Source organism: Sphingomonas sp. BE138, assembly GCF_031456125.1.
Classification (GTDB): Bacteria; Pseudomonadota; Alphaproteobacteria; order Sphingomonadales; family Sphingomonadaceae; genus Sphingomonas.
Map to the genome: position 1 here is coordinate 413,749 of NZ_JAVDUC010000001.1, position 26,288 is coordinate 440,036.

27 protein-coding genes and 1 pseudogene are annotated in these 26,288 nt (G+C 68.7%); 15 read left to right on the forward strand and 13 right to left on the reverse strand.

Annotated elements, in window-relative coordinates; all coding sequences use genetic code 11:
• Window positions 1-21: 21 nt before the first annotated feature.
• The 4 genes from gorA to pgi all read right to left on the reverse strand — a co-directional run bounded on the left by gorA (window position 22) and on the right by pgi (window position 3,632).
• Complete coding sequence (gorA, locus tag J2Y58_RS01775) at window positions 22-1,371, reverse strand: glutathione-disulfide reductase (RefSeq protein ID WP_310097805.1); 1,350 nt, start codon at window positions 1,369-1,371, stop codon at window positions 22-24.
• Between the two features lie 118 nt (window positions 1,372-1,489).
• Window positions 1,490-1,891 carry a PIN domain nuclease gene (locus J2Y58_RS01780; RefSeq protein WP_310097808.1) on the reverse strand — a complete coding sequence of 134 codons (402 nt, stop codon included), beginning with the start codon at window positions 1,889-1,891 and terminating at the stop codon, window positions 1,490-1,492.
• A complete protein-coding gene (locus J2Y58_RS01785; protein ID WP_310097810.1) occupies window positions 1,888-2,097 on the reverse strand; it encodes a type II toxin-antitoxin system VapB family antitoxin in 210 nt (69 codons plus the stop codon). The genes J2Y58_RS01780 and J2Y58_RS01785 overlap by 4 nt, the downstream gene beginning before the upstream one ends.
• Before the next feature lie 44 nt (window positions 2,098-2,141).
• Window positions 2,142-3,632 carry a glucose-6-phosphate isomerase gene (pgi, locus tag J2Y58_RS01790; protein WP_310097813.1) on the reverse strand — a complete coding sequence of 497 codons (1,491 nt, stop codon included), beginning with the start codon at window positions 3,630-3,632 and terminating at the stop codon, window positions 2,142-2,144.
• Between the two features lie 95 nt (window positions 3,633-3,727).
• On the opposite strand from pgi, the gene lepB reads away from it, so the two are divergent.
• The 3 genes from lepB (at window position 3,728) to J2Y58_RS01805 (ending at window position 6,255) form a co-directional block, all read left to right on the forward strand.
• Window positions 3,728-4,543, forward strand: coding sequence for a signal peptidase I (gene lepB, locus J2Y58_RS01795; RefSeq protein WP_310097815.1), 816 nt, complete (start codon window positions 3,728-3,730; stop codon window positions 4,541-4,543).
• Window positions 4,544-4,545: 2 nt separating this feature from the next.
• On the forward strand, window positions 4,546-5,256 hold the full coding sequence (gene rnc, locus J2Y58_RS01800) for a ribonuclease III (protein ID WP_310097816.1): 711 nt from the start codon (window positions 4,546-4,548) through the stop codon (window positions 5,254-5,256).
• A 132-nt stretch (window positions 5,257-5,388) separates the two neighbouring features.
• Window positions 5,389-6,255, forward strand: coding sequence for an alpha/beta hydrolase (locus tag J2Y58_RS01805; protein ID WP_310097820.1), 867 nt, complete (start codon window positions 5,389-5,391; stop codon window positions 6,253-6,255).
• Between the two features lie 120 nt (window positions 6,256-6,375).
• On the opposite strand, the gene J2Y58_RS01810 is transcribed toward J2Y58_RS01805, so the two are convergent.
• The 5 genes from J2Y58_RS01810 to J2Y58_RS01830 form a co-directional block, all read right to left on the reverse strand.
• Complete coding sequence (locus J2Y58_RS01810) at window positions 6,376-6,987, reverse strand: opacity protein (protein WP_310097823.1); 612 nt, start codon at window positions 6,985-6,987, stop codon at window positions 6,376-6,378.
• A gap of 220 nt (window positions 6,988-7,207) precedes the next feature.
• Window positions 7,208-7,555 (reverse strand): HNH endonuclease signature motif containing protein, encoded by a 348-nt coding sequence (locus J2Y58_RS01815; protein ID WP_310097826.1) that lies wholly within the window; start codon window positions 7,553-7,555, stop codon window positions 7,208-7,210.
• Window positions 7,555-7,968, reverse strand: a complete 414-nt coding sequence (locus J2Y58_RS01820) for a YbaN family protein (RefSeq protein ID WP_310097829.1) — start codon at window positions 7,966-7,968, stop codon at window positions 7,555-7,557. Before J2Y58_RS01820 ends, J2Y58_RS01815 begins: the two co-directional genes overlap by 1 nt.
• Window positions 7,969-8,179: 211 nt before the next feature.
• Window positions 8,180-11,434, reverse strand: a complete 3,255-nt coding sequence (locus J2Y58_RS01825) for a glycoside hydrolase family 2 TIM barrel-domain containing protein (RefSeq protein ID WP_310097832.1) — start codon at window positions 11,432-11,434, stop codon at window positions 8,180-8,182.
• Between the two features lie 96 nt (window positions 11,435-11,530).
• Window positions 11,531-12,334, reverse strand: a complete 804-nt coding sequence (locus J2Y58_RS01830) for an IclR family transcriptional regulator (RefSeq protein ID WP_310097835.1) — start codon at window positions 12,332-12,334, stop codon at window positions 11,531-11,533.
• Window positions 12,335-12,566: 232 nt separating this feature from the next.
• On the opposite strand from J2Y58_RS01830, the pseudogene J2Y58_RS01835 reads away from it, so the two are divergent.
• From J2Y58_RS01835 to J2Y58_RS01860, 6 genes and pseudogenes are all read left to right on the forward strand, one after another.
• A pseudogene (locus J2Y58_RS01835) lies at window positions 12,567-13,370 on the forward strand (aldo/keto reductase); the annotation flags it as partial.
• Window positions 13,371-13,436: 66 nt separating this feature from the next.
• Window positions 13,437-13,751 (forward strand): UxaA family hydrolase, encoded by a 315-nt coding sequence (locus J2Y58_RS01840; protein ID WP_310098343.1) that lies wholly within the window; start codon window positions 13,437-13,439, stop codon window positions 13,749-13,751.
• Window positions 13,748-14,953: a UxaA family hydrolase gene (locus J2Y58_RS01845; RefSeq protein ID WP_310097839.1), complete on the forward strand. Its 1,206-nt coding sequence runs from the start codon at window positions 13,748-13,750 to the stop codon at window positions 14,951-14,953. Before J2Y58_RS01840 ends, J2Y58_RS01845 begins: the two co-directional genes overlap by 4 nt.
• Before the next feature lie 13 nt (window positions 14,954-14,966).
• A complete protein-coding gene (locus tag J2Y58_RS01850) occupies window positions 14,967-15,698 on the forward strand; it encodes an SDR family oxidoreductase (RefSeq protein ID WP_310097842.1) in 732 nt (243 codons plus the stop codon).
• An 11-nt stretch (window positions 15,699-15,709) separates the two neighbouring features.
• On the forward strand, window positions 15,710-16,555 hold the full coding sequence (locus tag J2Y58_RS01855) for a fumarylacetoacetate hydrolase family protein (RefSeq protein ID WP_310097844.1): 846 nt from the start codon (window positions 15,710-15,712) through the stop codon (window positions 16,553-16,555).
• Window positions 16,552-16,914 (forward strand): L-rhamnose mutarotase, encoded by a 363-nt coding sequence (locus J2Y58_RS01860; RefSeq protein ID WP_310097847.1) that lies wholly within the window; start codon window positions 16,552-16,554, stop codon window positions 16,912-16,914. Before J2Y58_RS01855 ends, J2Y58_RS01860 begins: the two co-directional genes overlap by 4 nt.
• 185 nt (window positions 16,915-17,099) lie before the next feature.
• Here J2Y58_RS01860 and J2Y58_RS01865 read toward each other — a convergent pair whose 3' ends face one another.
• Both J2Y58_RS01865 and J2Y58_RS01870 read right to left on the reverse strand, forming a co-directional pair.
• Entirely contained in the window at window positions 17,100-18,737 is a 1,638-nt protein-coding gene (locus J2Y58_RS01865; protein ID WP_310097850.1) for a Na+/H+ antiporter, read from the reverse strand.
• 203 nt (window positions 18,738-18,940) lie between these two features.
• Window positions 18,941-20,128: a thiolase family protein gene (locus J2Y58_RS01870; protein WP_310097853.1), complete on the reverse strand. Its 1,188-nt coding sequence runs from the start codon at window positions 20,126-20,128 to the stop codon at window positions 18,941-18,943.
• A 79-nt stretch (window positions 20,129-20,207) separates the two neighbouring features.
• On the opposite strand from J2Y58_RS01870, the gene J2Y58_RS01875 reads away from it, so the two are divergent.
• The 3 genes from J2Y58_RS01875 to J2Y58_RS01885 are packed head-to-tail and all read left to right on the forward strand — an operon-like array spanning window position 20,208 to window position 21,655.
• Window positions 20,208-20,456 carry a hypothetical protein gene (locus J2Y58_RS01875; protein ID WP_310097856.1) on the forward strand — a complete coding sequence of 83 codons (249 nt, stop codon included), beginning with the start codon at window positions 20,208-20,210 and terminating at the stop codon, window positions 20,454-20,456.
• Window positions 20,457-20,465: 9 nt separating this feature from the next.
• Window positions 20,466-21,203 carry a prepilin peptidase gene (locus J2Y58_RS01880; RefSeq protein ID WP_310097859.1) on the forward strand — a complete coding sequence of 246 codons (738 nt, stop codon included), beginning with the start codon at window positions 20,466-20,468 and terminating at the stop codon, window positions 21,201-21,203.
• Window positions 21,200-21,655: a hypothetical protein gene (locus tag J2Y58_RS01885; RefSeq protein ID WP_310097862.1), complete on the forward strand. Its 456-nt coding sequence runs from the start codon at window positions 21,200-21,202 to the stop codon at window positions 21,653-21,655. The genes J2Y58_RS01880 and J2Y58_RS01885 overlap by 4 nt, the downstream gene beginning before the upstream one ends.
• A 57-nt stretch (window positions 21,656-21,712) precedes the next feature.
• Here the strand turns inward: J2Y58_RS01885 and J2Y58_RS01890 are convergent, their stop codons facing one another.
• Window positions 21,713-21,871 (reverse strand): YdcH family protein, encoded by a 159-nt coding sequence (locus J2Y58_RS01890; protein WP_310097864.1) that lies wholly within the window; start codon window positions 21,869-21,871, stop codon window positions 21,713-21,715.
• 203 nt (window positions 21,872-22,074) lie between these two features.
• Between J2Y58_RS01890 and J2Y58_RS01895 the strand changes: the two genes are divergently transcribed.
• The 3 genes from J2Y58_RS01895 to J2Y58_RS01905 all read left to right on the forward strand — a co-directional run bounded on the left by J2Y58_RS01895 (window position 22,075) and on the right by J2Y58_RS01905 (window position 24,703).
• A complete protein-coding gene (locus J2Y58_RS01895) occupies window positions 22,075-22,284 on the forward strand; it encodes a DUF465 domain-containing protein (protein ID WP_310097867.1) in 210 nt (69 codons plus the stop codon).
• A 95-nt stretch (window positions 22,285-22,379) separates the two neighbouring features.
• Complete coding sequence (locus tag J2Y58_RS01900) at window positions 22,380-22,841, forward strand: DUF1465 family protein (RefSeq protein ID WP_310097870.1); 462 nt, start codon at window positions 22,380-22,382, stop codon at window positions 22,839-22,841.
• A gap of 221 nt (window positions 22,842-23,062) precedes the next feature.
• Window positions 23,063-24,703, forward strand: a complete 1,641-nt coding sequence (locus J2Y58_RS01905) for a DUF5597 domain-containing protein (RefSeq protein WP_405053054.1) — start codon at window positions 23,063-23,065, stop codon at window positions 24,701-24,703.
• A gap of 25 nt (window positions 24,704-24,728) precedes the next feature.
• Here J2Y58_RS01905 and J2Y58_RS01910 read toward each other — a convergent pair whose 3' ends face one another.
• Window positions 24,729-26,273 (reverse strand): tryptophan 7-halogenase, encoded by a 1,545-nt coding sequence (locus J2Y58_RS01910; protein ID WP_310097873.1) that lies wholly within the window; start codon window positions 26,271-26,273, stop codon window positions 24,729-24,731.
• Between the last annotated feature and the right edge of the window lie 15 nt (window positions 26,274-26,288).

Consider the following 26,288-nt stretch of genomic DNA (forward strand, 5'->3'; position numbering starts at 1 on the left):
CCCTCGTCGCGGCACCGTACGCTATTTCAGCAGCACCAGCTCCTCCGCCATCGTCGGGTGCAGCGCGACCGTCGCGTCGAACTGCGCCTTGGTCAGCCCCGCCTTCACCGCCACTGCGGCGGCCTGGATGATCTCCGGCACGTCGGGGCCGATCATATGGATGCCGACCACGCGATCGGTCTCGCCGTCGCACACCATCTTGTAGAGCGCGCGCTCGTCGCGGTTGGCCAGCACGTTCTTCATCGGGCGGAAATCCGATGAATAGACCTTCACCGACCCCAGCTTCTGGCGGGCCTGCGCCTCGGTCATCCCGACGCCCGCCAGCGGCGGATGGCTGAACACCGCCGAGGGCACGCAGTCGTAATCGACCACCACCTGCTTGCCGCCGAACATATTGTCGGCGAACGCCTGCCCCTCGCGGATCGCGATCGGGGTCAGCTGGATGCGGTTGGTGACGTCGCCGATCGCGTAGATCGACGGGCAGGTCGAGCGATTGTCGGCATCGACCACGATCGCGCCGTGATCGTCGAGCGCGACTCCGGCGGTGTCGAGCCCGAGGCCGAAGGTGTTCGGCTTGCGGCCGGTGGCGAACATCACGAGGTCGACCGTCACCGGCTCGTGGTTCGACATATGGACGGTCAGGCAGCCATCGTCCTGCTTTTCGATGCCCTGGAAAGCGGCGTCGAAGCGGAACTCCAGTCCCTTCATCAGGCTGATCTGCAGCAGCCGGTCGCGGATCGACAGATCGTAGCCGCGCAGGATCTCGCGCGTGCGGTTCATCAGGATGACGTGGGCGCCGAGCTGGTGGAAAATGCCCGCGAACTCGTTGGCGATATAGCCCGCGCCCGCGATCAGGACCCGCTTGGGCACTGCGTCCAGATGGAACGCCTCGTTCGAGGTGATGCCATGTTCGTGCCCCGGACACTCCGGGATCGCGGGATGCGCGCCGACCGCGATCAGGATCGTCCGGGCGGTCTTCTTCGTGCCGTCCGCCAGCGTGACCTCGTTCGGGCCGGAGACGGTCGCGCGCTGGTGGATGATCTCCGCGCCGGAGCTTTCGATGGTGGTGGTGTAGGCCTTGTTGATGCGGTCCACCTCCTTCATCACGTTGTCGCGCAGTCGCGGCCAGCTGAACGCGCAATCGTCGGGCACGTCCCAGCCGAAGTGGCGGGCGTCGCGCAGATCCTCGGCGAAATGCGCCCCGTAGACGAGCAGCTTCTTGGGCACGCAGCCGCGGATCACGCAGGTGCCGCCGACGCGATATTCCTCCGCGACCGCCACCTTCGCGCCGTGCGCCGCCGACACGCGCGCCGCGCGCGTGCCGCCGGACCCCGCGCCGATGACGAAAAGGTCGTAGTCGAAGTCGGACATGACAGGCTCCGGAGTAACGAATGTTGCGAAAGTTGAGACGATCGCGCGTTGGATGTTGAACCGGCGGGGACCGGATGGTGCCGCTGTTAGCAGTGACGGGGCGTGTAGGACAGCAGGGTCAGGTCATCGCCGAACGGAGCCCGAGATGCGCGACGAATGGGTCGAAGTCGCGGTCGCTATAGAGCAGCGGTATGTTGTCGAGGATGCAGCGCGTGGCGATTAGCGTATCGATCGTTTTGCGAACGGTGATGCCGAGCGCGCGCAAGGTGCGGTAATGGTGGGCCGCTTCGATCGCGATCTGCCGATCTACGACGGTGACAGGTGGAAATGCGTCCAGCATCGCGAGCTTTCGATCGTGGTCGCGCCGATCGCGTGTCCCCTGCAGGATTTCCGCGAGGATCAAATCGCCGATCAGCAGGTCGTGCTCCGACAGGATCAACGCCCGTCCACGTTCGGTCTGAAGCGTATGGCGATCGGCGAGTAGGTCTATCCAGACACTGGTGTCGACGAAAACGTTCACTCGGCGGGGATATATTTGCTGGTTCGCATGTCGTCGAGGTCACCTTCCCAGCCAAGACCGCGCAACCCGTCCCAAGCGCGCAACTGGCGCTTCGCGCGCACGGCATTTTGCAACGCCTTGGTAACCGCCTCCCGCTTGGTTTTCACGCCCAACGCCTCAATAGCCTCCGCCATCAGCGCATCGTCAATATCGATATTGGTCCGCATGTGTATGGCTCCGCAGAGCCATACACATAATCGGCACGGTGCCCTTACGCCAGTCCGGCGCGCGCGATCAGGTCGGTGGTGGAGGGGTCGAAGTCGCCACCGCCCCTCGCCGCCGCCTTGGCCATTTCCTTGCCCAGCTCGACGCCGAACTGGTCGAAGGAATTGATGCCGAGCAGCACGCCGTTCACGAAAACGCGGTGCTCGTAGAAGGCGATCAGCGCGCCCAGCGTCCGCGCGTCGAGGCGGTCGAGCAGCAGCGTCGACGACGGGCGGTCGCCCGGGTAGCTGCGGGCGGGATCGTCGGCATGCTTGCCCTTCATCAGCGCCGCACCCTGCGCGAAGGCGTTGAGCAGCAACTGGCGATGATGTTCGGGCGACAGCGAGTCGCCCGCCTCGATGACCGCCAGGAACTCGACCGGCACGAGGTGCGTGCCCTGGTGGAGCAGCTGGAACACCGCATGCTGCGCATCGGTGCCGACCCCGCCCCAGGTGATCGGCGAGGTCGGTCGGCCGACCGGCTGGCCGTCGACCGTCACGCCCTTGCCGTTCGATTCCATCTCCAGCTGCTGGAGATAGCTGGGAAGCAACCGCAGCCGTTCGTCATAGGCGAAGGGTGCGCGCGTCTCGGCATGGCGGACCTGCGTGTAATAGAGGTCGGCGAAGGCGGCGAGCGCGGGGGCGTTCTCGTGCAGCGCGGTGAGGCGGAAGTGGCGGTCCATCTCCGCGGCACCGTCGAGCAGTTCCTGGAACTGCTCCCAGCCGAGCTTGATCGCGGCGGGGAAGCCGATCGACGACCACAGCGAATAGCGTCCGCCGACGCCTTCGGAGAACGGCAGGATGCGAGTCTCGTCGACGCCCCATTCGATCGCCTTTTCGGGCGAGGCGGTCAGCGCGATCACGCGGCCGTACGGATCCTCGACCCCCGCACCGGTCATCCAGGCGATGACGCTGTCCGCGTTCATCATCGTCTCGGTGGTGGTGAAGGTCTTGGAGGCGACCACCAGCAGGGTCGTGGCCGGGTCGAAGCGGTCGAACACGTCGTCGAGCGCCATCCCGTCGACGTTGGAGACGATCGCGACGTCATAGCGGTCGCTGTCGCGACCGAGCGCATCGACCAGCAGGTGCGGCCCGAGCGCCGAGCCACCGATGCCGACGTGCAGGACGTGGCGGATCGGGCCGAACGCCTCGTCCTCGATCGCGTCGATCACCGCGCGCATCCGTGCGTGATAGGAGGCCGCGCGCGACACACTCTCCGCCTTGCCCTCGCCGCGCTCGGCGGTATGCTCGACCGGGCGGTCCTCGGTGACGTTCACGTGTTGTCCGCCGAACACCGCCTCGCGCTTGCCGGCGAGGTCGCATTCCTTCGCCAGCGCCTCGAACGCCGCCACCGCCTGCGGGGTCAGATGCGTCTTCGACCAGTCGAAGTGGATGCCGGCGACGTCGAGCGACAGCTTTGCCAGCCGCTCGGGATCGTTGGCGAACAGCGTCTCCAGTCGTTCCTGCGGGAGCGCTTCGATCTTCGACCAATCCGCCATCTGCATGTTCCTTCTGACCATATGCGGGCCACAACCTTCCATCCCGGGCAAGGCTCCGCTTGACGCGGGGCGGCGGTTGCGCGACGCGGTGCTTCATGGCCACCCCCGCTGCCCCCGGCAAGCCCGCGCGTTCCGAAACCGCCGAGACGATCCGCTTCCTGCTGAAGCTGGCATTGTTCGTGTTCGTGCTGCGCAGCTTCATCTTCTCGCCGTTCTCGATCCCGTCGGAATCGATGCTGCCCCGCCTGCTGATCGGGGACTATCTGTTCGTTTCCAAGTGGAACTACGGCTACTCGCGCTGGTCGCTTCCGTGGGGGATCCCGTTGATCCCCGGGCGCATCTTCGCGAGCACGCCGGAACGCGGCGACACGGTGGTGTTCCGCTCGATGGAGCCGGACGATCACGACGTCATCAAGCGCGTGATCGGGTTGCCGGGCGACACGATCCAGATGAAGCAGGGGCAATTGTTCCTGAACGGCAGGGCGATCCCCAAGCAGCGCGTTGCCGACTTCATCGTGCCGCTGACGCCCAACTTCCCGGCGGAGAAGTGCGGCGCGCAGTTCCAGGACGTGGATGCGACGGGGCAGGCGATCTGCCGCTATCCGCGCTTCCGCGAGACGCTGCCGGGCGGGCGCAGCTACGAGGTGCTGGACCAGGGCGATCTGCCGGTCGCGGACGATACCGACCTGTACACCGTGCCGGCCGGCGACGTGTTCCTGATGGGGGACAACCGCGACGACAGCGCCGACAGTCGCTTCGCGCCGCCCGAAGGGATGGGCTACATTCCGATGGAGCGGATCGAGGGCAAGGCGCTGGTCACCTTCTGGTCGACCGACGGGTCGGCGGAATGGCTGAAGCCGTGGACGTGGGTGTCGGCGGCGCGGTTCAGCCGGATCGGGCACGGCTTCTGAGCATGGCCGACGACGTGGCGGCGTGGGTCGGCGAGGCGCTGGGCGTCCGCCCCGACGATCCTGCGCCGTTCGTCCGCGCACTGACCCACTCCAGCCATGCCGCCGGGCAGGCGGGCGACAGCTACGAACGGCTCGAGTTTCTGGGCGACCGCGTGCTGGGGCTGATCATGGCCGAATGGCTGTGGGAGCTGTTCCCCGACGAGCCCGAAGGCAATCTGTCGAAGCGGTTCAACGCGCTGGTGACCGGAACGGTGTGTGCGGAGGTGGCGCGCGGGATCGGCGCGGTCGCGCATGTCCGACTGGGCAAGCAGGCGCGCGACGATGGCGCGCAGCACGGCGACAATCTGCTCGGCGACGTGATGGAGGCGCTGCTCGGCGCCTTGTATCGCACCGCCGGGCTCGATGCGGCCCGGGCGGCGGTGCGGCGGCTGTGGGCCGATCGCATCCATGCCGAGGACAAGGCGCCGCAACACCCGAAGTCGGCGTTGCAGGAATGGGCGGCGGCGAACCGGCGTGCGGTGCCCGCCTATAGCATCGTCGATCGCTCCGGTCCCGGCCACGCGCCGCGCTTCACCGTGCGGGTTGCGGTCGGCAAGGACGAGATCAGCGCGGAGGGTGCCAGCAAGCAGGAGGCGGAAACCGCCGCCGCGCGGGCGTTGCTCGCCACGCTGATCGCGCAGGCCGCGCCGCCGCGGGGCCGGCGTCGACGCTGACCCAGACGTCACTTGCCGCGACCTCGCCATCATCTATGATGGCGCGGCAGGAGCGAGGATGTCTGTGGCAAAGCGCGCGTGCCGGGCCATGCCCGGATGATCCCGAGTTGGCAGCCGGCAAGCGACAGCGGCATGGCCGTTCGCGCGGTCGATGCCAACGGCCTGTCCTTCGAGGTGGTGGAGGCCGGGGCGGGTGACCACCTTGCGCTGTGCCTGCACGGTTACCCCGAGCTGGCGTTCAGCTGGCGTCACCAGATCCCGCTGCTGGCGGCGATGGGTTACCGCGTCTGGGCGCCTAACCAGCGCGGCTATGGCGCCTCCTCGCGGCCCGAGGGCGTCGATGCCTACCGGATCGACCGACTGGTCGCCGATGTCGCCGCGCTGTTCGATGCCAGCGGCGCCAAGACGCTGACGCTGATCGGGCATGATTGGGGCGGGGTGATCGCATGGTCGTTCGCGATCCACCGCATCCGACCGCTCGACCGCATGGTCATCATGAACATGCCGCATCCGCGCTGCTTCGCGCGCGCATTGCGCTTCTGGCCGCAGCAGCGGCGAAGCTGGTATCTGCAAGCGTACCAGACGCCGGAATTGCCGGAGCGGATGCTGTTGAGCAACGAGGGCGCCGCGCTACGCCGCATGTTCGCGCGGCGCGCCGTCGACCTGTCCAAGTTCCCGGACGAGATCGTCGATGTGTACGTTCGCGCGGCGCTACAGCCGGGCGCGATGACCGCGATGCTGAACTGGTATCGCGCGGCGCCGCTCAATCCGCGGCCGCGCTGGTTGCCCAACGGCGGAAGCGTCGACGTGCCCACCCTGATCATCTGGGGAGACGAAGACAGCGCGTTGGGGCTGGAGACGCTGGAGCGCACCGATGAATTCGTGCCGGACCTGACGATCCGCCACCTACCGGGCGTGTCGCACTGGGTGCAGCAGGAAGCACCGGAGGCGGTCAATGCGATCCTGCGCGAGTGGATGCCGGGCGGCGCAGCGCGCTGACCCGGACATGGGAAAGGGCGAGGCCACCTGGCCCCGCCCTTGCTCCCCCGCACGAAACGCTACTGGTGCGGCCCGACCGCCTGGTGCTCCCTTGGCGGCCGGAAACCCTGTCGTCTGCGCTTAGAAGTGCGCGACAATGCCCAGCGTCGGGCGGAAGCTGTTGGTCCAGCCGAACGACGACACTTCGCCGCGCAGGCGGATGCCCGAGTTGCTGGTGATGCCACCCAGGCCGATGTCCTTCGGGCCGACCTCGAAGCCGATGCCGTAGGTCACGTCGTGGAAGTCGCGGTCGGTGTTGACGCGCTTGTCGAAGTTCACCCACTGGTAGCCGACCTTGCCGTAGATCAGGCCACTGTCACCGGCGCGGAAGCCGAAGCGGCCGGCGGCGCCGTACTGCCAGTCGATGTCGCCCGAAACGCCCTTGGCAACGTTGCCCTCGGCACCGACGAATACCGGACCCAGCGGCAGGTTCACGCCGGCGAGGCCCTCGACCAGCGAGCCGTTCAGCTTGTTCTGGCGCGGCGCACCCGGAACGCTGTCGCTCTGGAATTCTTCCCAGCCGCCACGCACGGCGACATAGGGCTCGATCCCGAACGCGCGCGTGCCGTCGGGAGCGGTCGCGGTATCGGCCGGCATCGTGGTGTCGGTGGTCGTCGTGGCGTCCTGCGCCAGCGACGGGGTGGCGACGAACGCGGCGGACGCGGCAACGGCCGCAAGAACGAGCTTACGCATATAGTACCTCAATACAGTTTCGTTGCCCGGTTTATCGCGTCACAGGCGCGACCGGGCCGGGGACTGCTCTAACCACGCCTCGCCGGCTTGGTTGCGGCAAAAAGCGCGTGAGGCGCGCGGAACAAACTTACTGTTGCGCCAAAGCCACGCTTCCTGTCCGCCGGGTGAACGAACTGGCCGCACCGTCGCCACAGTCATGTTCCGGCGCCGCAATCCCGCCTTATTGTGCCGGATCGCGGCGCCGCCGTGTGGGTGCGTGGAAGTCGACCGGCTTGTCTGCGATCCAGCGCAGGAAGCGCGCGAGCGGCGGAAGATCGCGGATCGCGTCGAGCGTGCCGGCGCGCGCGAGCGTGGCATTGTCCGCCGCGGCGTGGACCGCGCGGTGGCAGATGGGATGCAGCGGAACGGTATCGGTGCCACCTTCGCTGCGCGGAATAACATGGTGCCATTCAACGCGGTGGCCGAGCGGGCGCCCACATAAGGCACAAACGAGCGGCGTGGCGTCGCTCCGTTCCGCCAGCGCCTCGGCCTCGGCGAGCCCGGCCTTGCGCCTGACCCGGCCGACCATCAGCGTGCGGTCGGCCGGGTCAGGATGAAGAGCGCGCAACCCGCCATCGCCGCCGCCGCCCCGAGCGCGAGCGGCATGTGCGGCGTCGCGGTGACGAGGAAGACACCGAAGCCGGCAGCGATGCCGAGGCAGGCGAGCGTTTTGGCACGACGCGGAATCGCGCGGTCGCGCCGCCACGCGCGCAGCGTCGCGCCGAAGCGCGGGTGGTCGAGCAGCCACGTCTCCAGCCGCGGCGAGGAGCGGGCGAAGCAGCCGGCGGCGAGGATCAGGAAGATGGTGGTCGGCATCAGCGGCAACAGCGCGCCGATGACGCCGAGTGCGACGAACAAGGCCCCGAGCGCCAGCCAGCCGAACCGCGCCGCGGCGCGCAGGCGGCCGGGCTTGAGCGGGTCGGCGGGCAGGTCGGTGGCCATAACGTCGGTCCTCTGCGGCACGAGGATCAACGCATCGCGCGGGTGGGTGGGCCCGCACAAGGGGTTTGTGGGCGGGCGGGAATGACGGTTGGTGTTCGTCATTCCCGTGCTCCTGCGGTGCGCAGCCTTTGAGGCCGGTATTCCTATCGAAGGGCCTGCGCGTCTGGATTTCCGCCTGCGCGGGGATGACGGGAGCGAAGGGAGCGGGGAGCTATTCTTCTCCCGTGGCGGTCGCGGGCTTCGCGCCGGTGCCGTGGGTGTCGTCGGCGATCGGCGACAGCGTGAACCCGTAGCGGAGCGGTGCGACCTTGATGCGGTAGGGCTCGAGCGGGCGGCCCCAGTCGCTCCATTGCGTATCGCCGCCGACACCGGATTGCACCGCGTCGATCAGCAGGCTGCCGGTCGCGCCGGGAACGATGTCGGTGCTCTTGCGAGTGCCCGGCGTGCGGCGGTCGAGCTCGGCATAGGGAAAAGCGAGCGCGTTCATGGACAACGGCTGGTCGCCGGTGACGCGCACGCCGCCGTCCGGGCCGCGCACCAGCTCCATCCAGCGCACGTCGACCTTGTTGCCGGTTTCCTGCGGACGGAGATAGTCGTGGTTCTGCGCCGCGATGTCCCCGCGCCACAGGCCGACCGGCGCGGAGGTCTTGCGATCGCTGTAGCTTTCGTGCGGACCGCGACCGTACCATTGCACGGTGCGGTAGTCGCGCGGCGTGACATAGGACAGGCCGACCCGCAGCGGGTCGCCGAGCGTGGCGTCGAGCGGCTGGAAGTCGCCGGTCACCGCGACGCTGCCGTCCGCCGCCATCTGGTAACGCGTCGAGAAGCGCGCGACGTTGCCGCCGGTCAGCCAACGCACGGTCACCGCCGCGCCGCCACCCGGCAGCTTCCGGGTGTCGATGCCCTCCACGACGCGCTCGGTGCTGGCGCGCTGCCACGGGATGGCGCGCTTTTCGGTGCCGACGCCCAGGTCGTTGTCGGTGAGCGCGCGCGTGAAATTGGGGGCGCCGCCCGACAGCAGCAGGCGACCGCCCTTGGCATAGCGATCGACGAGGCCGGTCTTGCGGTCGATCACCAGCTCGGTGTCGCCTGCGCTGAGCCGCACCGTGCCGCCGCGGTTGTCGAGCTTGACCGGGCCATTGTCGGCGATCGTTATGCCGGGCGGCGTTGCGCCGAGCGCGAATTGCTCCCAGCCGACCAGCGTGCCCGCCGCCACGCCGGGCGTGACGCCCGCCTTCGCACGGTAGCTGACGGTCAGGAAATATTCCGCGTCGGGGCGGCGGGTGTATCCGGTCGGGGTGAGCGCCACGCGCGCGCTCTGGTGCGCGGCGACGGTCGGCGCCGCCATCGTGCCGCGCGCGACGGGGACACCGTTCTCCAGCAACTCCCACGCATAATCATAAGCGTCGGCGCCGAGGAAATCGTGATGATTGGCGACCGTCAGCTGCCCGATGCCGACGTCGTAGCCGGTGAACTGTACCGGCGCATAGACCTTGCGGACCTCGTACAGCTGCGGGTTGGGGGTGCGATCGGCCTGGAGCATCCCGTCGCCGAATTCGATGTCGCCGCCCGGGTTCGGCCCGTATTCGCCGCCGTCACCCCAATAGCGGCGGCCGTCGCTGGTATAGCGGTACATCGCCTGATCGACCCAGTCCCATGCGAAGCCGCCCTGCAGCTTGTCGGGGTGCGCGTAGATCGTGTCCCAATATTCCTTCAGGTTGCCGCCGGAATTGCCCATCATATGCGCATATTCGCACTGGATCATCGGCTGCTTGTAGTTCCAGTTGGTGGCGTAGTCCTGCATCTTGGCGACCGGATCGTACATCGGCGCGTAGATGTCGGCGTACCAGTTCGGGCGGTGCTGCCCGACGCCCTCATAGGTGCCCCAGCCGAGATAGCTGATGAGGCGCGCCGGGTCGCGCTCCTTGGCGGCGGTGCCGGCAGCAGCGAAGTTCGGACCGATCCCCGCCTCGTTGCCGAGCGACCAGAAGATGATCGAAGGGTGGTTCTTGTCACGCTCGACCATGTTGAGCACGCGGTCGACGTGCGCGGCCTTCCAGGCGGGATCGAACCCGATTTGATAGACGCTACGCTGGCCGGGGAAGTTATTCCCCATCTCCATATAGGCGTGGCTCTCGATGTTCGCCTCGTCCATGACGTACAGGCCGTAGCGATCGGCCAATTCATAGAGATACGGATCGTTGGGATAATGCGAGGTGCGCAGCGCGTTGATGTTGTTACGCTTCATCAGCTGGATGTCGCGTTCCATCGACTCGCGGCTGACGACGTGGAAGGTCTCGGGATCGTGTTCGTGGCGGTTGACGCCGCGGACCGTGATCGGCTTGCCGTTGACGCTGACCAGCCCGTTCTTCATCTCGACGGTGCGGAAACCGATCTTCTGCGGCGTCGACTGGATCAGTCCGCCTTTGGCGTCGTACAGTTCGACGAGCAGGGTGTAGAGGTTGGGCGTCTCGGCGGTCCAGGTGCGGACGTTCGGAAGCGTGGCGGCGAGCGTCGCGGTGCGCTCGCCCGGCGTGGCGGCGATCGCCGTGCGGCCCTGCGATACGATGCGGTCGCCATCGATCAGCACGTAGCGCGCGCTGACGGCGGCGCCGGGGGCGAGCTTCAGATCGATCGACAGCCTCCCGTCGCGATACGCTTCGTCGAGCCCGGCATGGACAAAGACGTCGCGGATGCGCGTAGGCGGCGCAGCCATCAGATAAACCTCGCGCTCGATCCCCGAGACGCGCCAGAAATCCTGATCCTCCAGATAGCTGCCGTCCGACCAGCGGAACACCTGGATCGCGACGGTGTTCGCGCCGGGCTGGACCAGCCGTGTGACGTCGAATTCGGACGGCAGCTTGCTGTCTTCGGCATAGCCGACCTGCTGGCCGTTGACCCAGACCTTATAGGCGGAGCCTGCCGCCCCGATGTGGAGAACCACCTGCTGGCCCCTCCATCCTGCGGGCAGCTCGATCGTGCGGCGGTACGAGCCGACCGGGTTGGTGGCGTGCGGTATCAGCGGGCGATTGGCGGGAAAGGGATAGGTGATGTTGTTGTAGCGCGGCTGGTCATAGCCCTGCGTCTGCCAGTCGGCGGGTACCTTGATGCTCTTCCACTGCGACGCGTCGAAACCGGGCTGTTCGAAGCCGGTCGGCAACTGGTCGGCATCGGGCGAAAAGGAGAATTGCCAGTCTCCGTTCAGCGACAGGAATCGGGCCGATTGCGTGCGGTGCCCGGCAAGCGCCTTCGCACGTGTTTCGAAGGGAAAGCCGGTGGCGTGCGCGGGCATGCGCCCGATGTAATTGACCGCCGGGTTCTCCCAGTCGGGACGAGCGGCGTCGACCTGCGGCTGGAGCGGGGCGGGCGGGCGCGACCGATGGTCCTGTGCCGCGGCATGCGTCGAGACGCCCGCGAGCAGCGCGGCGACGAAAGCCGCAGTCCGACGATGGCCGACCTGGTGCACGATGATCCTCCCGTTCGTGTCGTTTTGTAAGACAATTACGGTCGCGGCGGGTCTTTGCCAAGAGACCCCGCATCGGCGGCGCCTTCTCGAGCGGTGTCAGTCGAGCGTGGGTTGCAGCTGGCGGCTGATCGCCCGTACCGCGTCCTGCAATAGAACGCGGGCATCCGGCAGCGACACCAGCGCAGCCGGGCCGGCGACATAGGGGATGGTCAGCGCGGCGCGCGCCGCGTCATGCTCCAGGATCGGCGCGGACAGATCGGTGATGCCGTCGAGCACCGGGCTGGGCGTTGCGCCGCCGCCCTCCGCGAGCAGCGTGTCGAGCAGGCCGGGCAACGTATCCGTGTCGGGGTCGCCGCCCGCCGCGCGGATATCGGCAAGCATCGCGGCACGCACGTCGGGAGCCTGGAACGCCAGCAGGACGCGGCCGGAGGCGGAGCGATGCAGGGGGCGGCGATAGCCGACGCGCACTGCGAACCCGGACAGGCCGGGCGCCTCGACCCCGGCGATCACCGCCATTTCCGCACCCGACGCGACGGCGAGGTGACAACTCTGCCCGGTGGCGCGCGCCAGCGCGTTCATCACCGGCAGGGCGGTGATGGTCAGGTCGCGGACCGGCGGGCGGCCCATGCCGAGCGCGAACAGGCGGTTGGTCAGTCGGTAGCCGTCGTCGTCGCGCGCGATGTAGCGATGTTCCTCCAGCACCTGTAACATGCGGAAGATTTCGCCGACCGACCGGCCGAGCGCGCCGGAAATGTCGGACATCGAGAGCGGTTGTTCGGCGGTGGCGAGGAGTTCGAGGATCTCCAGACCCTTCTTGAGGGCCGGAGCCTGGTAACGCGGCGGGGTGGTCATGATCGGCTCACCGTAGCCGGGGTGCGATCCGCATGCCAGCGCTGCCATGTCAGCTACCGGTGAAAGCAACTTTTACATTTCAATTCCTGCGGCAAGCGCCTAACCGTGCCGCGCGGGCGATCGTGCGGCAAGGCGACGTCCAGAGAGGAAGCGTCGCATGATTGAGCAGCCATCGTCCATCGTCGCGCCGACGCGCGCGGCACCGCGCGGCGATGAGCTACCCCGCTATGGCATGGGCACCGCCGCGATCGGCAACCTGTACCGCGCGGTCGACGATGCGATGGCCGAGGCGACGGTCGCCGCGGCGCTGGATGCCGGCATCCGCTATTTCGACACGGCGCCGCATTACGGCTTCGGACTGGCCGAGCGTCGGCTGGGCGCGGCGCTGGCGCGGCTGGATCCGGCGGGCACATGCGCGGTGTCGACCAAGGTCGGACGCTTGCTGGTGCCGACCGACGCCGGCGGCGAGCGGCATGGCTTCGTCGAGGCCGATCCGTTCGAGCCGGTGTTCGACTATAGTGCCGATGGCGTGCGGCGGTCGTTCGATGCCAGCGTCGCGCGGCTGCGGCGCGAACGGATCGATGTGCTCCTGGCGCACGATCTGGGGGCGGTGACGCATGGCGCGGAGCACGCCCGGCACCTTCGCGACTTTCTCGATGGCGGCTTCGGCGCGATGGTCGCGCTGCGCGAGGCAGGGGCGGTCGGCGCGATCGGCATCGGTGTCAACGAGATCGCGATCTGCGACGATTTGCTCGACCACGTGCCGCTGGACGTCATCCTGCTGGCCGGGCGGTATACGTTGCTCGACCGCAGCGCGGCGCGGCTGCTCGATCGGTGCGCGCAGATGGGCGTGCGGGTCGTGATCGGGGGGGCGTATAACAGCGGCATCCTGGCGCGGGACCCGGCGGAGTCCGACCCGGCGGCCGCGCATTACGACTATGCCGCGCCGCCCGCCGCGCTGGTCGAGCGGACGCGGGCGATGGCGAAGACCTGTGCCGCGGCGGGCGTGTCGCTGCCGGCAGCGGCGATCCAGTTTCCGCTGCGTCATCCGGCGGTTGCGTGCGTGCTGGCGGGGCTGGGCAATCCGGGCGAGGTCGCCGATCTTGTCGCGCGGACGGAAGTCGCGGTTCCCGACAGCCTGTGGGACGCGCTGAGCCCGCGTGCGCCGCAGCAGCTGATCCTGCTGCATCCCGACGACAACGTGCTGATCTGCGTCGCGCCGATCGAGGCAGGCGATATCCTGACGGTGTCGGGCGGTACCATTCCGGCGCGCGAGGGTGTCACGGTCGGTCACAAAATAGCACGCACGGTGCTGCGCAAAGGCGACAAGGTGATCAAATATGGCGCGCCGATCGGCTCGATGACCGATGCGGCGGACGCCGGGCAATGGGTCCATATGCACAACATGAAGAGCGATTATATCGCCACGCACACGCGCAGCACCGTGACGGAGCAAGGCGCGTGATCGAGGCATGGCAGCGCGCCGACGGGCGCAAGGGCATCCGCAACACCGTAGCGGTCGCCTATCTGGTCGAATGTGCGCACCACGTGGCACGCAAGATCGTCGACAAGGCCGACGACGCCGACGTGCACCTGATCGGCTTCCCCGGTTGCTACCCCAACGCGTACGCCGCGCGGGTGATGGAGGCGGTGACCACGCATCCCAACGTCGGCGGCGTGGTGATCGTGTCGCTGGGATGCGAGAGCTTCGACCGCGAGCATCTGCAACAGGTGATCCGCGCCAGCGGGCGTCCGGTCGAGCTGTTCGTCATCCAGCAGACCGGCGGCACCGCGGCGACGATCGCGGCGGGGCTGGAGGCGGTCGCGCGGGTGAAGGCGCAGATCGCCGACGTGCCGCGGGTGCCGATGCGGGTCGACGAACTGATCGTCGGCACCATCTGCGGCGGGTCGGACGGGACGAGCGGGATCACCGCCAACCCGGCGGTCGGGCGCGCGTTCGACCGGCTGGTGGCGGACGGCGCGACCTGCATCTTCGAGGAGACCGGCGAACTGGTCGGGTGCGAGGCGATCATGTCCGATCGCGCGATCACCCCCGAACTGGGCGAGGAGATCGTCGCCTGCGTCCGCAAGGCCGAGGATTATTATACCGTCATGGGCTTCGGCAGCTTCGCGCCGGGCAATGCCGAGGGTGGGCTGACCACGCTTGAGGAAAAGTCGATGGGCGCCTATTCCAAGTCGGGGTCGTCGCAGATCAGCGGGATCATCAAGCCGGGCGACGTACCGCCGGCGGGCGGGCTCTACCTGCTCGATGTCGTCCCGGACGGCGAGCCGCGCTTCGGCTTCCCCAATATTTCCGACAATGCCGAGATCGTCGAGATGATCGCGTGCGGGTGCCACCTGACGCTGTTCACCACCGGACGCGGATCGGTGGTCGGCTCGGCGATCGCCCCGGTCATCAAGATCTGCGCCAACCCGGAGACGGCGCGGCGGCTGGCGGCGGACATGGACATCAACGCCGGCCGCATCCTGGAAGGCGCGGCGACGCTGGACGAGGTCGGTACCGAGATCGTCGACACGATCATAGCGGTCGCCGGCGGGCAGCAGAGCGTGTCCGAGGCGCTGGGACACCGCGAATTCATCCTGACCTACAAGGCGTTCGACCCGGTGGGGCCGGCGTGCCTGCCGGTCGCTGCACATCGTCGTTGAAGGGGGCCGTTGCGTGGAAGGTCGTTTGAAGGGGAAGGTCGCCCTGGTCACCGCGGCCGCCAACGGCATCGGACGCGCCACCGCCGAGCGCTATCTGGCCGAGGGCGCGCGGGTGATCGCGACCGATATCGACATGGCCGCGCTGGCGGGGCTCGACGGCTGCGAGCGTCATGTGCTGGACGTCCGGAATGCCGATCAGGCGGCGGCGCTGGTCGCGGAGATCGGCCGCATCGACGTGCTGGCGAACATCGCCGGCATCGTCCACGCCGGCACGATCCTGGACCTGACCGATGCCGAATGGGAGCAGGCGGTCGCGATCAACATGACCGGCATGATCCGCACGATCCGCGCAGTGCTGCCGGAAATGCTGGCGGCGGGCGGCGGCGCGATCGTCAACATGTCGTCGATCGCCAGTTCGGTGAAGGGCATCCCCAATCGCTTCGCCTATACCGCCACCAAGGCGGGCGTGATCGGCATCACCAAATCGGTGGCGGCGGACTTCGTCGGGCAGGGCATCCGCTGCAACGCGATCTGCCCGGGAACGGTCGATACGCCCTCGCTCCAGCAGCGGTTGCGCGATACCGGCGACTACGAAGCCGCGCAGGCGGCGTTCGTCGCGCGGCAGCCGATGGGGCGGCTGGGGCGCGCCGACGAGATTGCGGCGCTCGCCACGTATCTGGCGAGCGACGAGGCGGGGTTCACGACCGGCGCGGTGCACGTCATCGACGGCGGATGGGTCAATTGAGGAGATAGCGCATGAAGCTGGTCCGTTACGGGGCGCCGGGCGCCGAGAAGCCGGGGATGGTCGATGGCGACGGGCAGGTCCGCGACCTGTCGGCGCATGTCGCCGACGTCGCGGGCGCGGCGCTGGGCGACGACGAGCTGGCGCGGCTGGCGGCGATCGATCCGGCGACGTTGCCCGTGGTCGCGGTCGACCGGTACGGTCCGTGCGTGGGCGCGGTCGGCAAGTTCCTGTGCATCGGACTGAATTATTCGGACCATGCCGCCGAGACGGGGGCGAGCGTACCGAGCGAGCCGGTGATCTTCACCAAGGCGACGAGCGCGATCGTGGGCCCGAACGATAATGTCGAGATCCCCAAAGGGTCGACCAAGACCGACTGGGAAGTCGAGCTGGGAATCGTGATCGGCAAGGCCGCACGCTACGTCGACGAGGCCGACGCGCTGGCGCACATCGCTGGCTATTGCGTGGTCAACGACGTGTCCGAGCGCGCCTTCCAGCTCGAGCGGCAGGGGACGTGGGACAAGGGCAAGGGCTGCGACACGTTCGGACCGATCGGGCCGTGGCTGGTGACGCGCGACGAGGTCGCCGATCCCACCGCGTTGCGCATGTGGCTGGAGGTGAACGGTCACCGCTACCAGGACGGGTCGACCGCGACGATGGTCTACAAGCCGGCGTTCCTGGTCAGCTATGTCAGCCAGTTCATGTCGCTCCAGCCCGGCGACGTGATCTCGACCGGCACGCCGCCGGGCGTCGGCATGGGGCAGAAGCCGCCGGTGTTCCTGAAGGCCGGCGACGTCATGGAGCTGGGGATCGAAGGACTGGGGCAGCAGCGCCAGACCGTCACGGCGTATCGCGCGTGAGCGAGAGCCGGGCGGGCCGCCACGTCCTGCTGGTCGATATCGTCGACGAGCCGGAGGCGACCGCCGCGTACGAGGCGTTCCACGCCGCGGGGGCGGTGCCGGCGGCGATCGTCGCGAGCATCCGCGCGGCGGGGATCACGGCGATGGATATCTATCGCACCGGCGGACGGCTGGTGATGGTGATGGAGACCGACGACACGTTCGACGCCGACGCGAAGGCGGCGGCGGATGCGACCGATCCCGACGTGCAGGCGTGGGAGACGAAGATGGACGCGTACCAGCGCCGCTTGCCGTGGGCCGGGCCGGGGGTGAAGTGGGTGGAGGCGCGGCGGATTTTTTCGTTGGCGGAGCAGGGTTAGGGCGCGTTCTCGTCTCCGTCATCCCCGCGGAAGCGGGGATCCAGAACCTCTAACGTCGCGCCTCTATCGACAAACCTGCGCGTCTGGATTCCCGCCTTTGCGGGAATGACGGAGCGGCTTACGGATCTCTGGGCCTTGATCCCTGCCGCGCGGGGATGACACGGTTAGATGTCCGGAAGGGACGGCTACACCCGTAACCTTCCCTCCAGCAGGTCGAGTTCGCGGGTCAGCTTCCGCCCGGTCTCGCTGCCGATCGCGCGGGTGCGTTGCAGGCGGAACACCTCCTCGCGCTCGGCGCGAATGGCGGCCAGTCGGAGCATGCGGTCGATACGCTCGTTCTGCTGGATCACCGCCAGTTCGGGCTCGCCGTCGACGCGGACGCGGATGCGTTCGCGGTACAGGTCCATGATCCGCGTCGCCGCTTCGGCATAGACATCGGCGTCGTCGCGGTCGCGCGACAGGTCGTGCTGCGCGGCATCGACCGCGCGGATCGCGGAGCGGGCGGCGGCCACACGGGCGCGGTTCTCCTCGCCCTGCTTGGAGGGTTCGGGCGGGAGCGCAAGGCCGCGCAGCACCAGCGGCAGCCCGATGCTGGCCGCGACCAGCGACACGATGATGACCCCGGCCGCCAGCGCGATCGCCAGGTCGCGCGCCGGGAAGGGCGTGCCGTCGCTGAGCGCGAGCGGCAGCGTCAGCACGCCGGCCAGCGTGATGACCCCGCGCGCGCCCGCCAGCGACATGGCCGCGAACACGCGCCAATCGGGGCTGCGCAGCGGCGAGTCGTTCGGCCCGCGGCGCAGGACGGTGAGGCGGAACGACAGGAAGACCCAGAGGAAACGCAGGCCCGCGAGCACCGCGACGATCGCCAGCACGTAGAGCGCGAGCCACCACGGATTGTCGTGGTTGGTCAGCTTCACGGTCTCGCGCGCGCCGGCCAGGATCAGCGGCAATTGCTCGCCGAGCAACACGAAGATGATGCCGTTGAGCGCGAACTGGATCGTGTCCCAGACCGAGTTGCGGCGCATGCGGGTGGCGGGGAGCGCCTGGCGCGAAAGCTCGGCGAAGGTCATGGTCACGCCGGCGGCGACGACCGCGAGCACGCCCGACGCGCCGGAATGTTCGGCCATCAGGTAGGCGGCGAACGGGATCAGCAGGCTGACCAGTACCTGCGAACCGATGTCCTCGCCGAAGCGCTTGGACACCCACGCCTTTGCGCGGGTGATCGCGAGCGTCACGGTGACGCCGATCGCGATGCCGGCGACCGCGAGCCACGCGAAGCTGGTCGCGGCCTCCGCCAGCGAGAAGGCGCCGGTGAGCGCGGCGGCCGTGGCGAAGCGCAGGCAGACGAGGCCGGTGGCGTCGTTGAGCAACGCCTCGCCCTCCAGGATATGCATCATCCTCCGTGGGATGGGGACACGCGCGGCGATCGCGGAAACCGCGATCGGATCGGTGGGGGAGACGACGGCGGCGAGCGCGAAGGCGACGGCGAGCGGCATCGCGGGAATCAGCCAGTCGATGAAGAAGCCGACGCCGACGACCGTGGTCAGTACGAGGCCGAGCGCGAGTTCGACGACGACGGGTACGTCCTGGAGCAGCTCGTCCTTGGGGATGCGCCAGCCGTCGATGAACAGGAGCGGCGGCAAAAAGACGAGCAAAAACAGCTCGGGATCAAGCGTGACCCGCACATCGGCGGCAAGGCCGATCACCGCGCCGAATGCGATCTGGACGAGCGGGGCGGGGATGCCGACGGGCAGCATCCGCGCGATCGCGCCGCTGACGACGACGGCGAACAACAGGATCAGGACGACCGAGACGACTTCCAAGGCGATGCTCTCCCACGGGTAACGGAGTGGGGATCGCTGGAAGTCGTGGCGGGCGCAACCGTTGCTGTGCGGCTGGGGATCAAAGTGGGCGTCCGTCATTCCCGCGAAGGCGGGAATCCAGACGCGCAGGTCCTCGCAAGAGCCGGACCGGCAGAGGTTCTGGATTCCCGCCTGCGCGGGAATGACGGGTCCAGGGTGCCCGTTTAGTTCATCAGTTCGACCGCCATCGCGACGCCTTCGCCGCCGCCGATGCACAGCGAGGCCATGCCGCGTTTCTGCCCGGTGGTCTGCAATCCGCCGAGCAGCGTGGCGAGGATACGCGCGCCCGACGCGCCGATCGGGTGGCCGAGCGCGCAGGCGCCGCCGTTGATGTTGAGCTTTTCATGGTCGAGCGCCAGTTCCTGCATCGCGACCATCGCGACGCAGGCGAACGCCTCGTTCACTTCCCACAGGTCGACATCGCCGACCGACCAGCCGGCCTTCTCCAGCGCCTTGCGCATCGCCGGGACGGGGGCGGTGGTGAAGCGGGCGGGGGCGTGCGCGTGCGCGGCGTGGGCGACGATCCGCGCAACCGGGGTGATCCCCAGCTTCTCGGCGACCGACAGGCGGGTAAGCACCAGCGCGGCGGCGCCGTCAGAGATCGACGAGGCGTTGGCGGCGGTGACGGTGCCGTCCTTGGTGAAGGCGGGGCGGAGCGTCGGGATCTTGGCGGGATCGCTCTTCGCCGGCTGCTCGTCGGCGGACACGGTGACGCTGCCCTTGCGGCCCTTGACCTCGACGGGGACGATCTCGCGATCGAACGCGCCCGACGCCTGCGCCTTCTGCGCGCGGGTCAGCGAGGCGATCGCGAACGCGTCCTGCGCCTCGCGCGTGAACTGGTATTCGCGCGCGGTATCCTCGGCGAAGACGCCCATCGCGGTGCCCGGCTGATAGGCATCCTCGAGCCCGTCGAGCGCCATGTGGTCGAACAGGCGATCGTGGCCGAAGCGCGCGCCGCCGCGATGCGCCTTCGACAGATACGGCGCGTTGGTCATGCTCTCCATGCCGCCCGCGACCAGCAGGTCGATCGAGCCGGCGCCGAGCGCCTCGGCCCCCAGGATCGCGGCCTGCATCCCCGAGCCGCAGACCTTGTTGAGCGTCGTCGCCTCGACATGCTCGCCGAGCCCGGCGCCGATCGCGGCCTGTCGCGCGGGTGCCTGGCCGACGCCGGCGGAGAGGACGTTGCCCATGTAGATGCGCTCGATCGCGGCCGCGTCGACACCGGCGCGCTCGACCGCCGCCTTCACCGCGGCGGCGCCGAGCTCGCTGGCCGACAGCGCGGCGAGGCTGCCCTGCATCGAGCCCATCGGGGTACGGGCATAGGACAGGATGACGATGGGATCGGTGGCCATGATTCAACGAATCCTCTCTTGATCTGCGTCGGCGTGTAAGCGCTCGTGCGGGCCTGCGCAAACCGCTACGCCCGGCACCATGCAAACCGTTGACGAGGCGCTGAAATGGTATGCAGCGCTGAGCGGCATCGCGGCGGCGTTCATGGTATCATTGGACAACGGCCGGCGCGTCACCGGCTGGGGCATGGCGATCTTCGTCACCTCCTCGATCGCGTGGATCACCGGCGCGTGGCTGACCGGGGACCATCCGCTGGGGGTGCAGAACGGCGTGCTGCTCGGCATCAACGGCTTCGGCGTGTATCGCTACCTGATTCGCAAGCGGGCGTGAGGGTGGTGGATGTGGGCAGTCGCGCTGGGGGTGCTGGGAGCGATCGTCGGCAGCTTCCTGGCGACGATCGCGATCCGCTGGCCGCAGGAGCGCTCGGTCGTGCACGGGCGGTCGGCGTGCGACGGGTGCGGGCGGACGCTGTCCGCGGCTGAGCTGGTGCCGCTGCTGAGCTGGGCGGCGGCACGCGGGCGGTGCCGCGCGTGCGGGGCGCGGATCGACGCGCTGCATCCGGCGATCGAGGCCGGCTGCGCCGCGGTCGGCGTGGCCGCCGGATTGGCCGCGCCGGGCCCGGCGGCGCTGGCGGGGGCGGGCCTCGGATGGCTGCTGCTGGTGCTGGCGGTGATGGACGCGCGCGATTTCTGGCTGCCCGATCCGCTGGTCGCCGCACTGGCGCTGGTCGCGGCGGCGGGGGCGTGGGTGGCGCCGCCGGACATGACCGAGCGGGCGATCGGCGGCGTCGGCGGGTTCGCGCTGCTGTGGCTGATCGCGGCGGCGTATCGGCGGTTGCGCGGACGCGAGGGGCTGGGCGGGGGCGACCCCAAGTTGTTCGGCGCGATCGGGCTGGCGTTGGGGTGGCGGATGCTGCCCGCGGTGCTGCTGGTCGCGGGGCTGGCCGGGCTGGGCTGGGTCGCGGTCCAGCGCGTGCGCGGGCGTGCGCTGGCGGCGGACGATGCGCTGCCGCTCGGCACGCTGCTGGCGATCGCGGCTTACCCGGCGTGGCTGCTCATGATAGGCATGCGGCCATGATGTTCGCGTTTCTGCTGGCGGCGGCGCAGGTCGCCGCGGCGCCCGCCACACCCGCAGCCGCACCTGCAACGGGGATCGACGGATTGCCGATCGGCGCGCTGCCGCCGCAGGCGCTGCCGGCGCGCGGCTGTGCCGCCTATCTCTTCTCCACGGGAACGACGCGCGTACTGGCGGCGATGGCGACCGCCGATCCGGCGACGCTTCGGATCATGATCGACGGCAGGACGCTCGATCTCGCACGGACCGGCGCGACCGGGACCGCGCCGCTCGGCTTCAACGCGGAGAACGTCTATCGCGGCGGCGACGTGGTGGCGACGGTGCAGATGACGATCGAGCTGCGCCAGAACCTGACCGCCGGGGCGGCGGTGCCGAGCGCGACGTTGCGGCTGGATCGCGAGGGCAGCGACACGCTGGTGGTGCCGCTGGCGGGGCTGGTCGGCTGCGCCGGGTAGGCGCCGGGAGGGAAAGCGCCCGGCCGATCGTGTCCGCCGGGCGCTCCCTTGCTCCACTCAATGCGAGGAGGTGATTTCCTCCTTCAACCGTAGCTTCTGCTTCTTCAGGTCCGCCAGCACGATCGTATCGGGCACGGGGCGCTGCGACTCGGCGGCGATGCGCTGGTCGAGCGTCGCATGCTTGGCCTCCAGGGCCGAGATGTGCGCGGTCTGCATGGGCAGTCTCCTTCGTGGTTGAGAGGGAAAGGAAGAAAACCACGAAATCGCGAATATGTCCCGTGACTTTTGCTTACACCCGATCACTTGCGGCAGTTGTGCGACGGAGCGCGAGGGCAGATGCGGGCCGCGGGTGGGCGAAAAGGGGTCACCGGGGCGCGCCGCTGCGCTATGCAAGCGCGACTCGGGGCCGGGGACGCGCGATGAACGACATGAGCGATGATGCGGAAACCGCGGCGCGGCTGGGCGCGCTGCGCGTCGAGCACCGCGACCTGGACGCGGCGATCGCGGCGCTGGCCGACGGCGGATCGTCCGACCAGTTGCAGTTGATGCGGCTGAAGAAGCGCAAGCTGCGACTGCGCGACGAGATCGCGGCGCTGGAGGATCGCATGATCCCGGACATCATCGCCTGAGCGGACCCGTTCCGGGACGCTTTTGCGGTCGGCGCGGGAACAAACGTGATGAACGCGCTTGGCGGTGTGGGCGGCGGCGTGGCAAGGAAGCGCGCATGGCCGACCACGCCCATGACCCGCGCCTGCACCGCCGATTGATCGACTCCTTCTATACGGAGGCGATGGTGCTGGCGGATGAGGCGCGGCATTATTTCGACGAGGGCGGGCGGGCCGAGCGCGAGGCGCTGGCGCCGATGGAGCGGGTGGCGTTCAGCTGTGAATCGCTGAAGGTGACGACGCGGCTGATGCATGTCATCGCGTGGCTGCTGACGCAGCGCGCGATCGCGGCGGGCGAGCTGGCGGCGACGCAGGCGCTCGACCCGGCGCGGCGGCTGGGCGCGGCGCCGGCGAGCGACGAGGCGATGCTGCAGCGGTTTCCGGCGCAGGCGCACGCGTTGATCGCGGGCAGCATCGACCTGCACCGGCGCGTCGCCTTGCTGGACAGCGCGAACGCGGGCGAGCGGCCGGTGGCAAGCCCGGCGCGGTCGATGCTGGAGCGGTTGTCGACGGCGTTCTAGCGCCTGGTCCAGCAAAGCTGGAGCGGGCCGGTGCCGCTTCCACGTAAGTGGATCAAGCGCTGGGGTCGGATCGATCCGACGGCCGGAGACGCTCGTCGGTTTGCGGTTGGAATCTAACGTGTTATCGGCCGGGCGACCGGGGGCGGGCGCGGAACTCCGCAGCCATTGTCTCGACACCGGATGTCCAGGATCAGCCCCTTGTGGATGCGTTGGGAATGACGATGAAAACTGCTCGAACGATCGCCGCCTGCGCGCTTTTCATGAGTGCCGCCGCGGTCAACGCACAGCCCGACGTTGCTGCCATGTCGAGCAAAACGGTGCCGCACCTGCAAAGCCGTGACGGCCGCCACGCGCTGATCGTCGACGGCGCGCCGTTCCTGATGCTGGCGGCGCAAGCCAACAACAGCAGCAATTACGCGATAGAGCTGCCGAAGGTCTGGCCGGTGCTCGACCGGATCCATGCCAACACGCTGGAGATGCCGGTCGCATGGCAGCAGATCGAGCCGCGCGAGGGACAGTTCGATTTCTCCTTCGTCCAGACGCTGCTCGATCAGGCGCGCGCGCACGACAAAAGGGTGGTGCTGCTGTGGTTCGGCACCTGGAAGAACACGTCGCCGGGCTACACGCCCGACTGGGTGAAGCTGGACAACCGCCGTTTTCCGCGCATGAAAGACAAGACCGGCAAGGACCATTATGTCCTGACGCCGATGGCGACGAGCACGCGCGAGGCGGACAAGCGCGCATTCGTCGCGCTGATGACCTATCTGCGCGATCACGACCCGCAGAATACGGTCATCATGGTCCAGCCGGAAAACGAGGTCGGCAGCTACCGCAACCCGCGCGACTATAGCGCCGCGGCCAACGCGGAATTCGCCAGGCCGGTTCCGGCAGCGCTGGCGCGCAGGGTCGGCAAGTCGGGAACGTGGACGCAGGTGTTCGCCGGGCAGGCCGATCGCGCCTTCAACACCTGGCACACCGCGCGCTACATCGATGTGATCGCCGCCGCGGGCAAGGCGATCAAGCCGCTTCCGATGTACGTCAACGCCTCGCTCGCCGGGCCATCGAACGTCCCCGATCCGACCGGCGTGGCCAGCGGCGGACCGCAGCAGGACGTCCTGGACATCTGGAAGGCGGCGGCGCCGTCGATCGACTTCGCGGCGCCCGACCTCTACGACAAGGTCAGCAAGAACGTCGACCTCTACCTCGACGCCTACCGCCGTCCCGACAATGCGCTGATGGTGCCCGAAATCGGCAATGCGCGTCTGTTCGCGCGCTACTTCTACGCGGCGGTCGGGCGCGGTGCGATCGGCTTCTCGCCGTTCGGCATGGACGATACCGGGTTCTTCAACTACCCGCTGGGCGCCAGCGCGCTGGACGCCGTGACGCTGGACGCCTTCGCGCTGCCGTACGGCACGTTTGCGGGGATGCAGCGCGAGTGGGCGCGGATCGCCTTCGAGCATCCGACCTGGGGCGCGGCCAAGCCCGACGACGGCGCGCCGGTATCGACCACCATGGGCGACTGGACGATCGCGGCAAGCTGGGGCGAGTGGCAGTTCGGGATGAAGGACTGGACCTGGCTGAAGTCGGAGCCGGCGCCGTGGGCGAGCCAGCCGGTCGGCGGCACCGCGGTGGCGCAACTGTCCGCGAACGAGTTCTTGGTGACGGGCGACCACGTCCGTCTCACCTTCGGGACGCGGCCCGGCGGCCCCGCGAACGGCATGGTCGTGCGGGTCGAGGAAGGACATTTCGACCAGGGCCGCTGGGTCATGGACCGCATCTGGAACGGTGACCAGACCGATTACGGCATCAACCTGATCGATCGGCCGGCGATCCTGAAGGTGACCATGGGTCGCTATCGCTGACCGATGCGTCGGTCGATCGCCGCGCCTAGGTTACCGGCGCGGCGGCATGGCGCGCGAGAAAGTCGCCGTGGCGCGGCATGGCCGCCGCCGCCCGCGCGACGGCGGCGCGCATCCGCGGCAGGACGTCCGCCAACGTGTCGACCGCGGCCAGCGCCAGCGGATCGGGTGACGCCGGCGTGATGCCCTGACCGTCGAGTACCGCGACCCAGCTCGGTTCCAGGAACAGGTCGAACGCCTCCGGAAAGAAGCGGCCGCGGCTGCGGAACAGGTCGATTCGTTCGGCCAGCGTATCCGGGATCGCCATGGTGCGGACGTGATCCCAGAACGCCGAGTCCCGCCGCCCGGTGGCGTGATAGTGGAGGATCAGGAAGTCGCGGATCCGGTCGAACTCGGCGGCCGTGGCGCGGTTGTAATAGGCGATGTCCGCCGACGCGAACGCGCGATCGGGAAACAGCGCCAGCAGGCGGGTGATCGCCGACTGGATCAGATGGATGCTGGTGGATTCCAGCGGCTCCAGAAACCCGGCGGCCAGCCCGATCGCCACCACATTGCCGCGCCATGCCTGCGTCCGCCGTCCCGGCGTGAAGCGCAGCAGCTTCGGATCGGCCAGAGGCGCGCCCTCCACGGCGGCGCGCAACGCCTGCTCCGCGCGGTCGGCATCGATGAAGTCGCTGGCGAAGACATGTCCGGCGCCGGTGCGGTGCTGGAGCGGGATGCGCCATTGCCAGCCGGCGGTCCCGGCGATCGAACGGGTGTACGGCAGCGGATCGGTCGCGCGTGCGATCGGCATTGCCAGCGCGCTGTCGCAGGGAAGCCAGTGGCGCCAGTCCCGATACGGATTGTCCCGCGCATCCCCGATCAGCAGGCCGGAAAAGCCCGAGCAGTCGATGAACAGATCGGCTTCCAGTACGCGCCCGTCCGCCAGCGTGACCGCCCGTACCATCGGGCCGGCGGGATGGTCGCCGGCTTCCCGCGTCGCCGCGACGACGCGGCCTTCGTGCCGGACCACGCCGTCCGCCTCCGCCCGCGCGCGCAGCAGCCGGGCATAGCGGGTGGCGTCGAAGTGGAACGCATAGCTGATCGTGGAGAGCGTGTTGCGCGGATCGTCGCTGGGCCGGCAGAATGTGCCGGCGCGTGCCGCCATGGCGGGCAGGCTATAGTCGGTGAGCGCCCCCGCCGTCGCAGGATCCGCGCTCGCCAGCGCCCGCCAGTACAGATGGAACGGCAGCGGCCCGATCGCGGCGCCGATCCGTCCGAACGGATGGAAGTAGGCGTGACCAACGGCGCGCCAGTTCTCGAAGGAGATCCCCAGCTTGAAGGTGGCGCCGGTCGCACGCACGAACGCGTCCTCGTCGATGCCCAGCAGTCGGTTCATCTCCAGGATCGGCGGGATCGTGGCCTCGCCGACGCCGACGGTGCCCAGTTCCTCCGACTCGACCAACGTGATCGACGGACGACGCGGCCCCAGCGACCGCGCCAGCGCCGCTGCGGTCATCCACCCCGCCGTGCCGCCGCCGACGATCAGAATCGAACCGATCGCACCCGGCGCAGCGCAAACGTTTTCTGCCATTCCATCCCCCGTTCA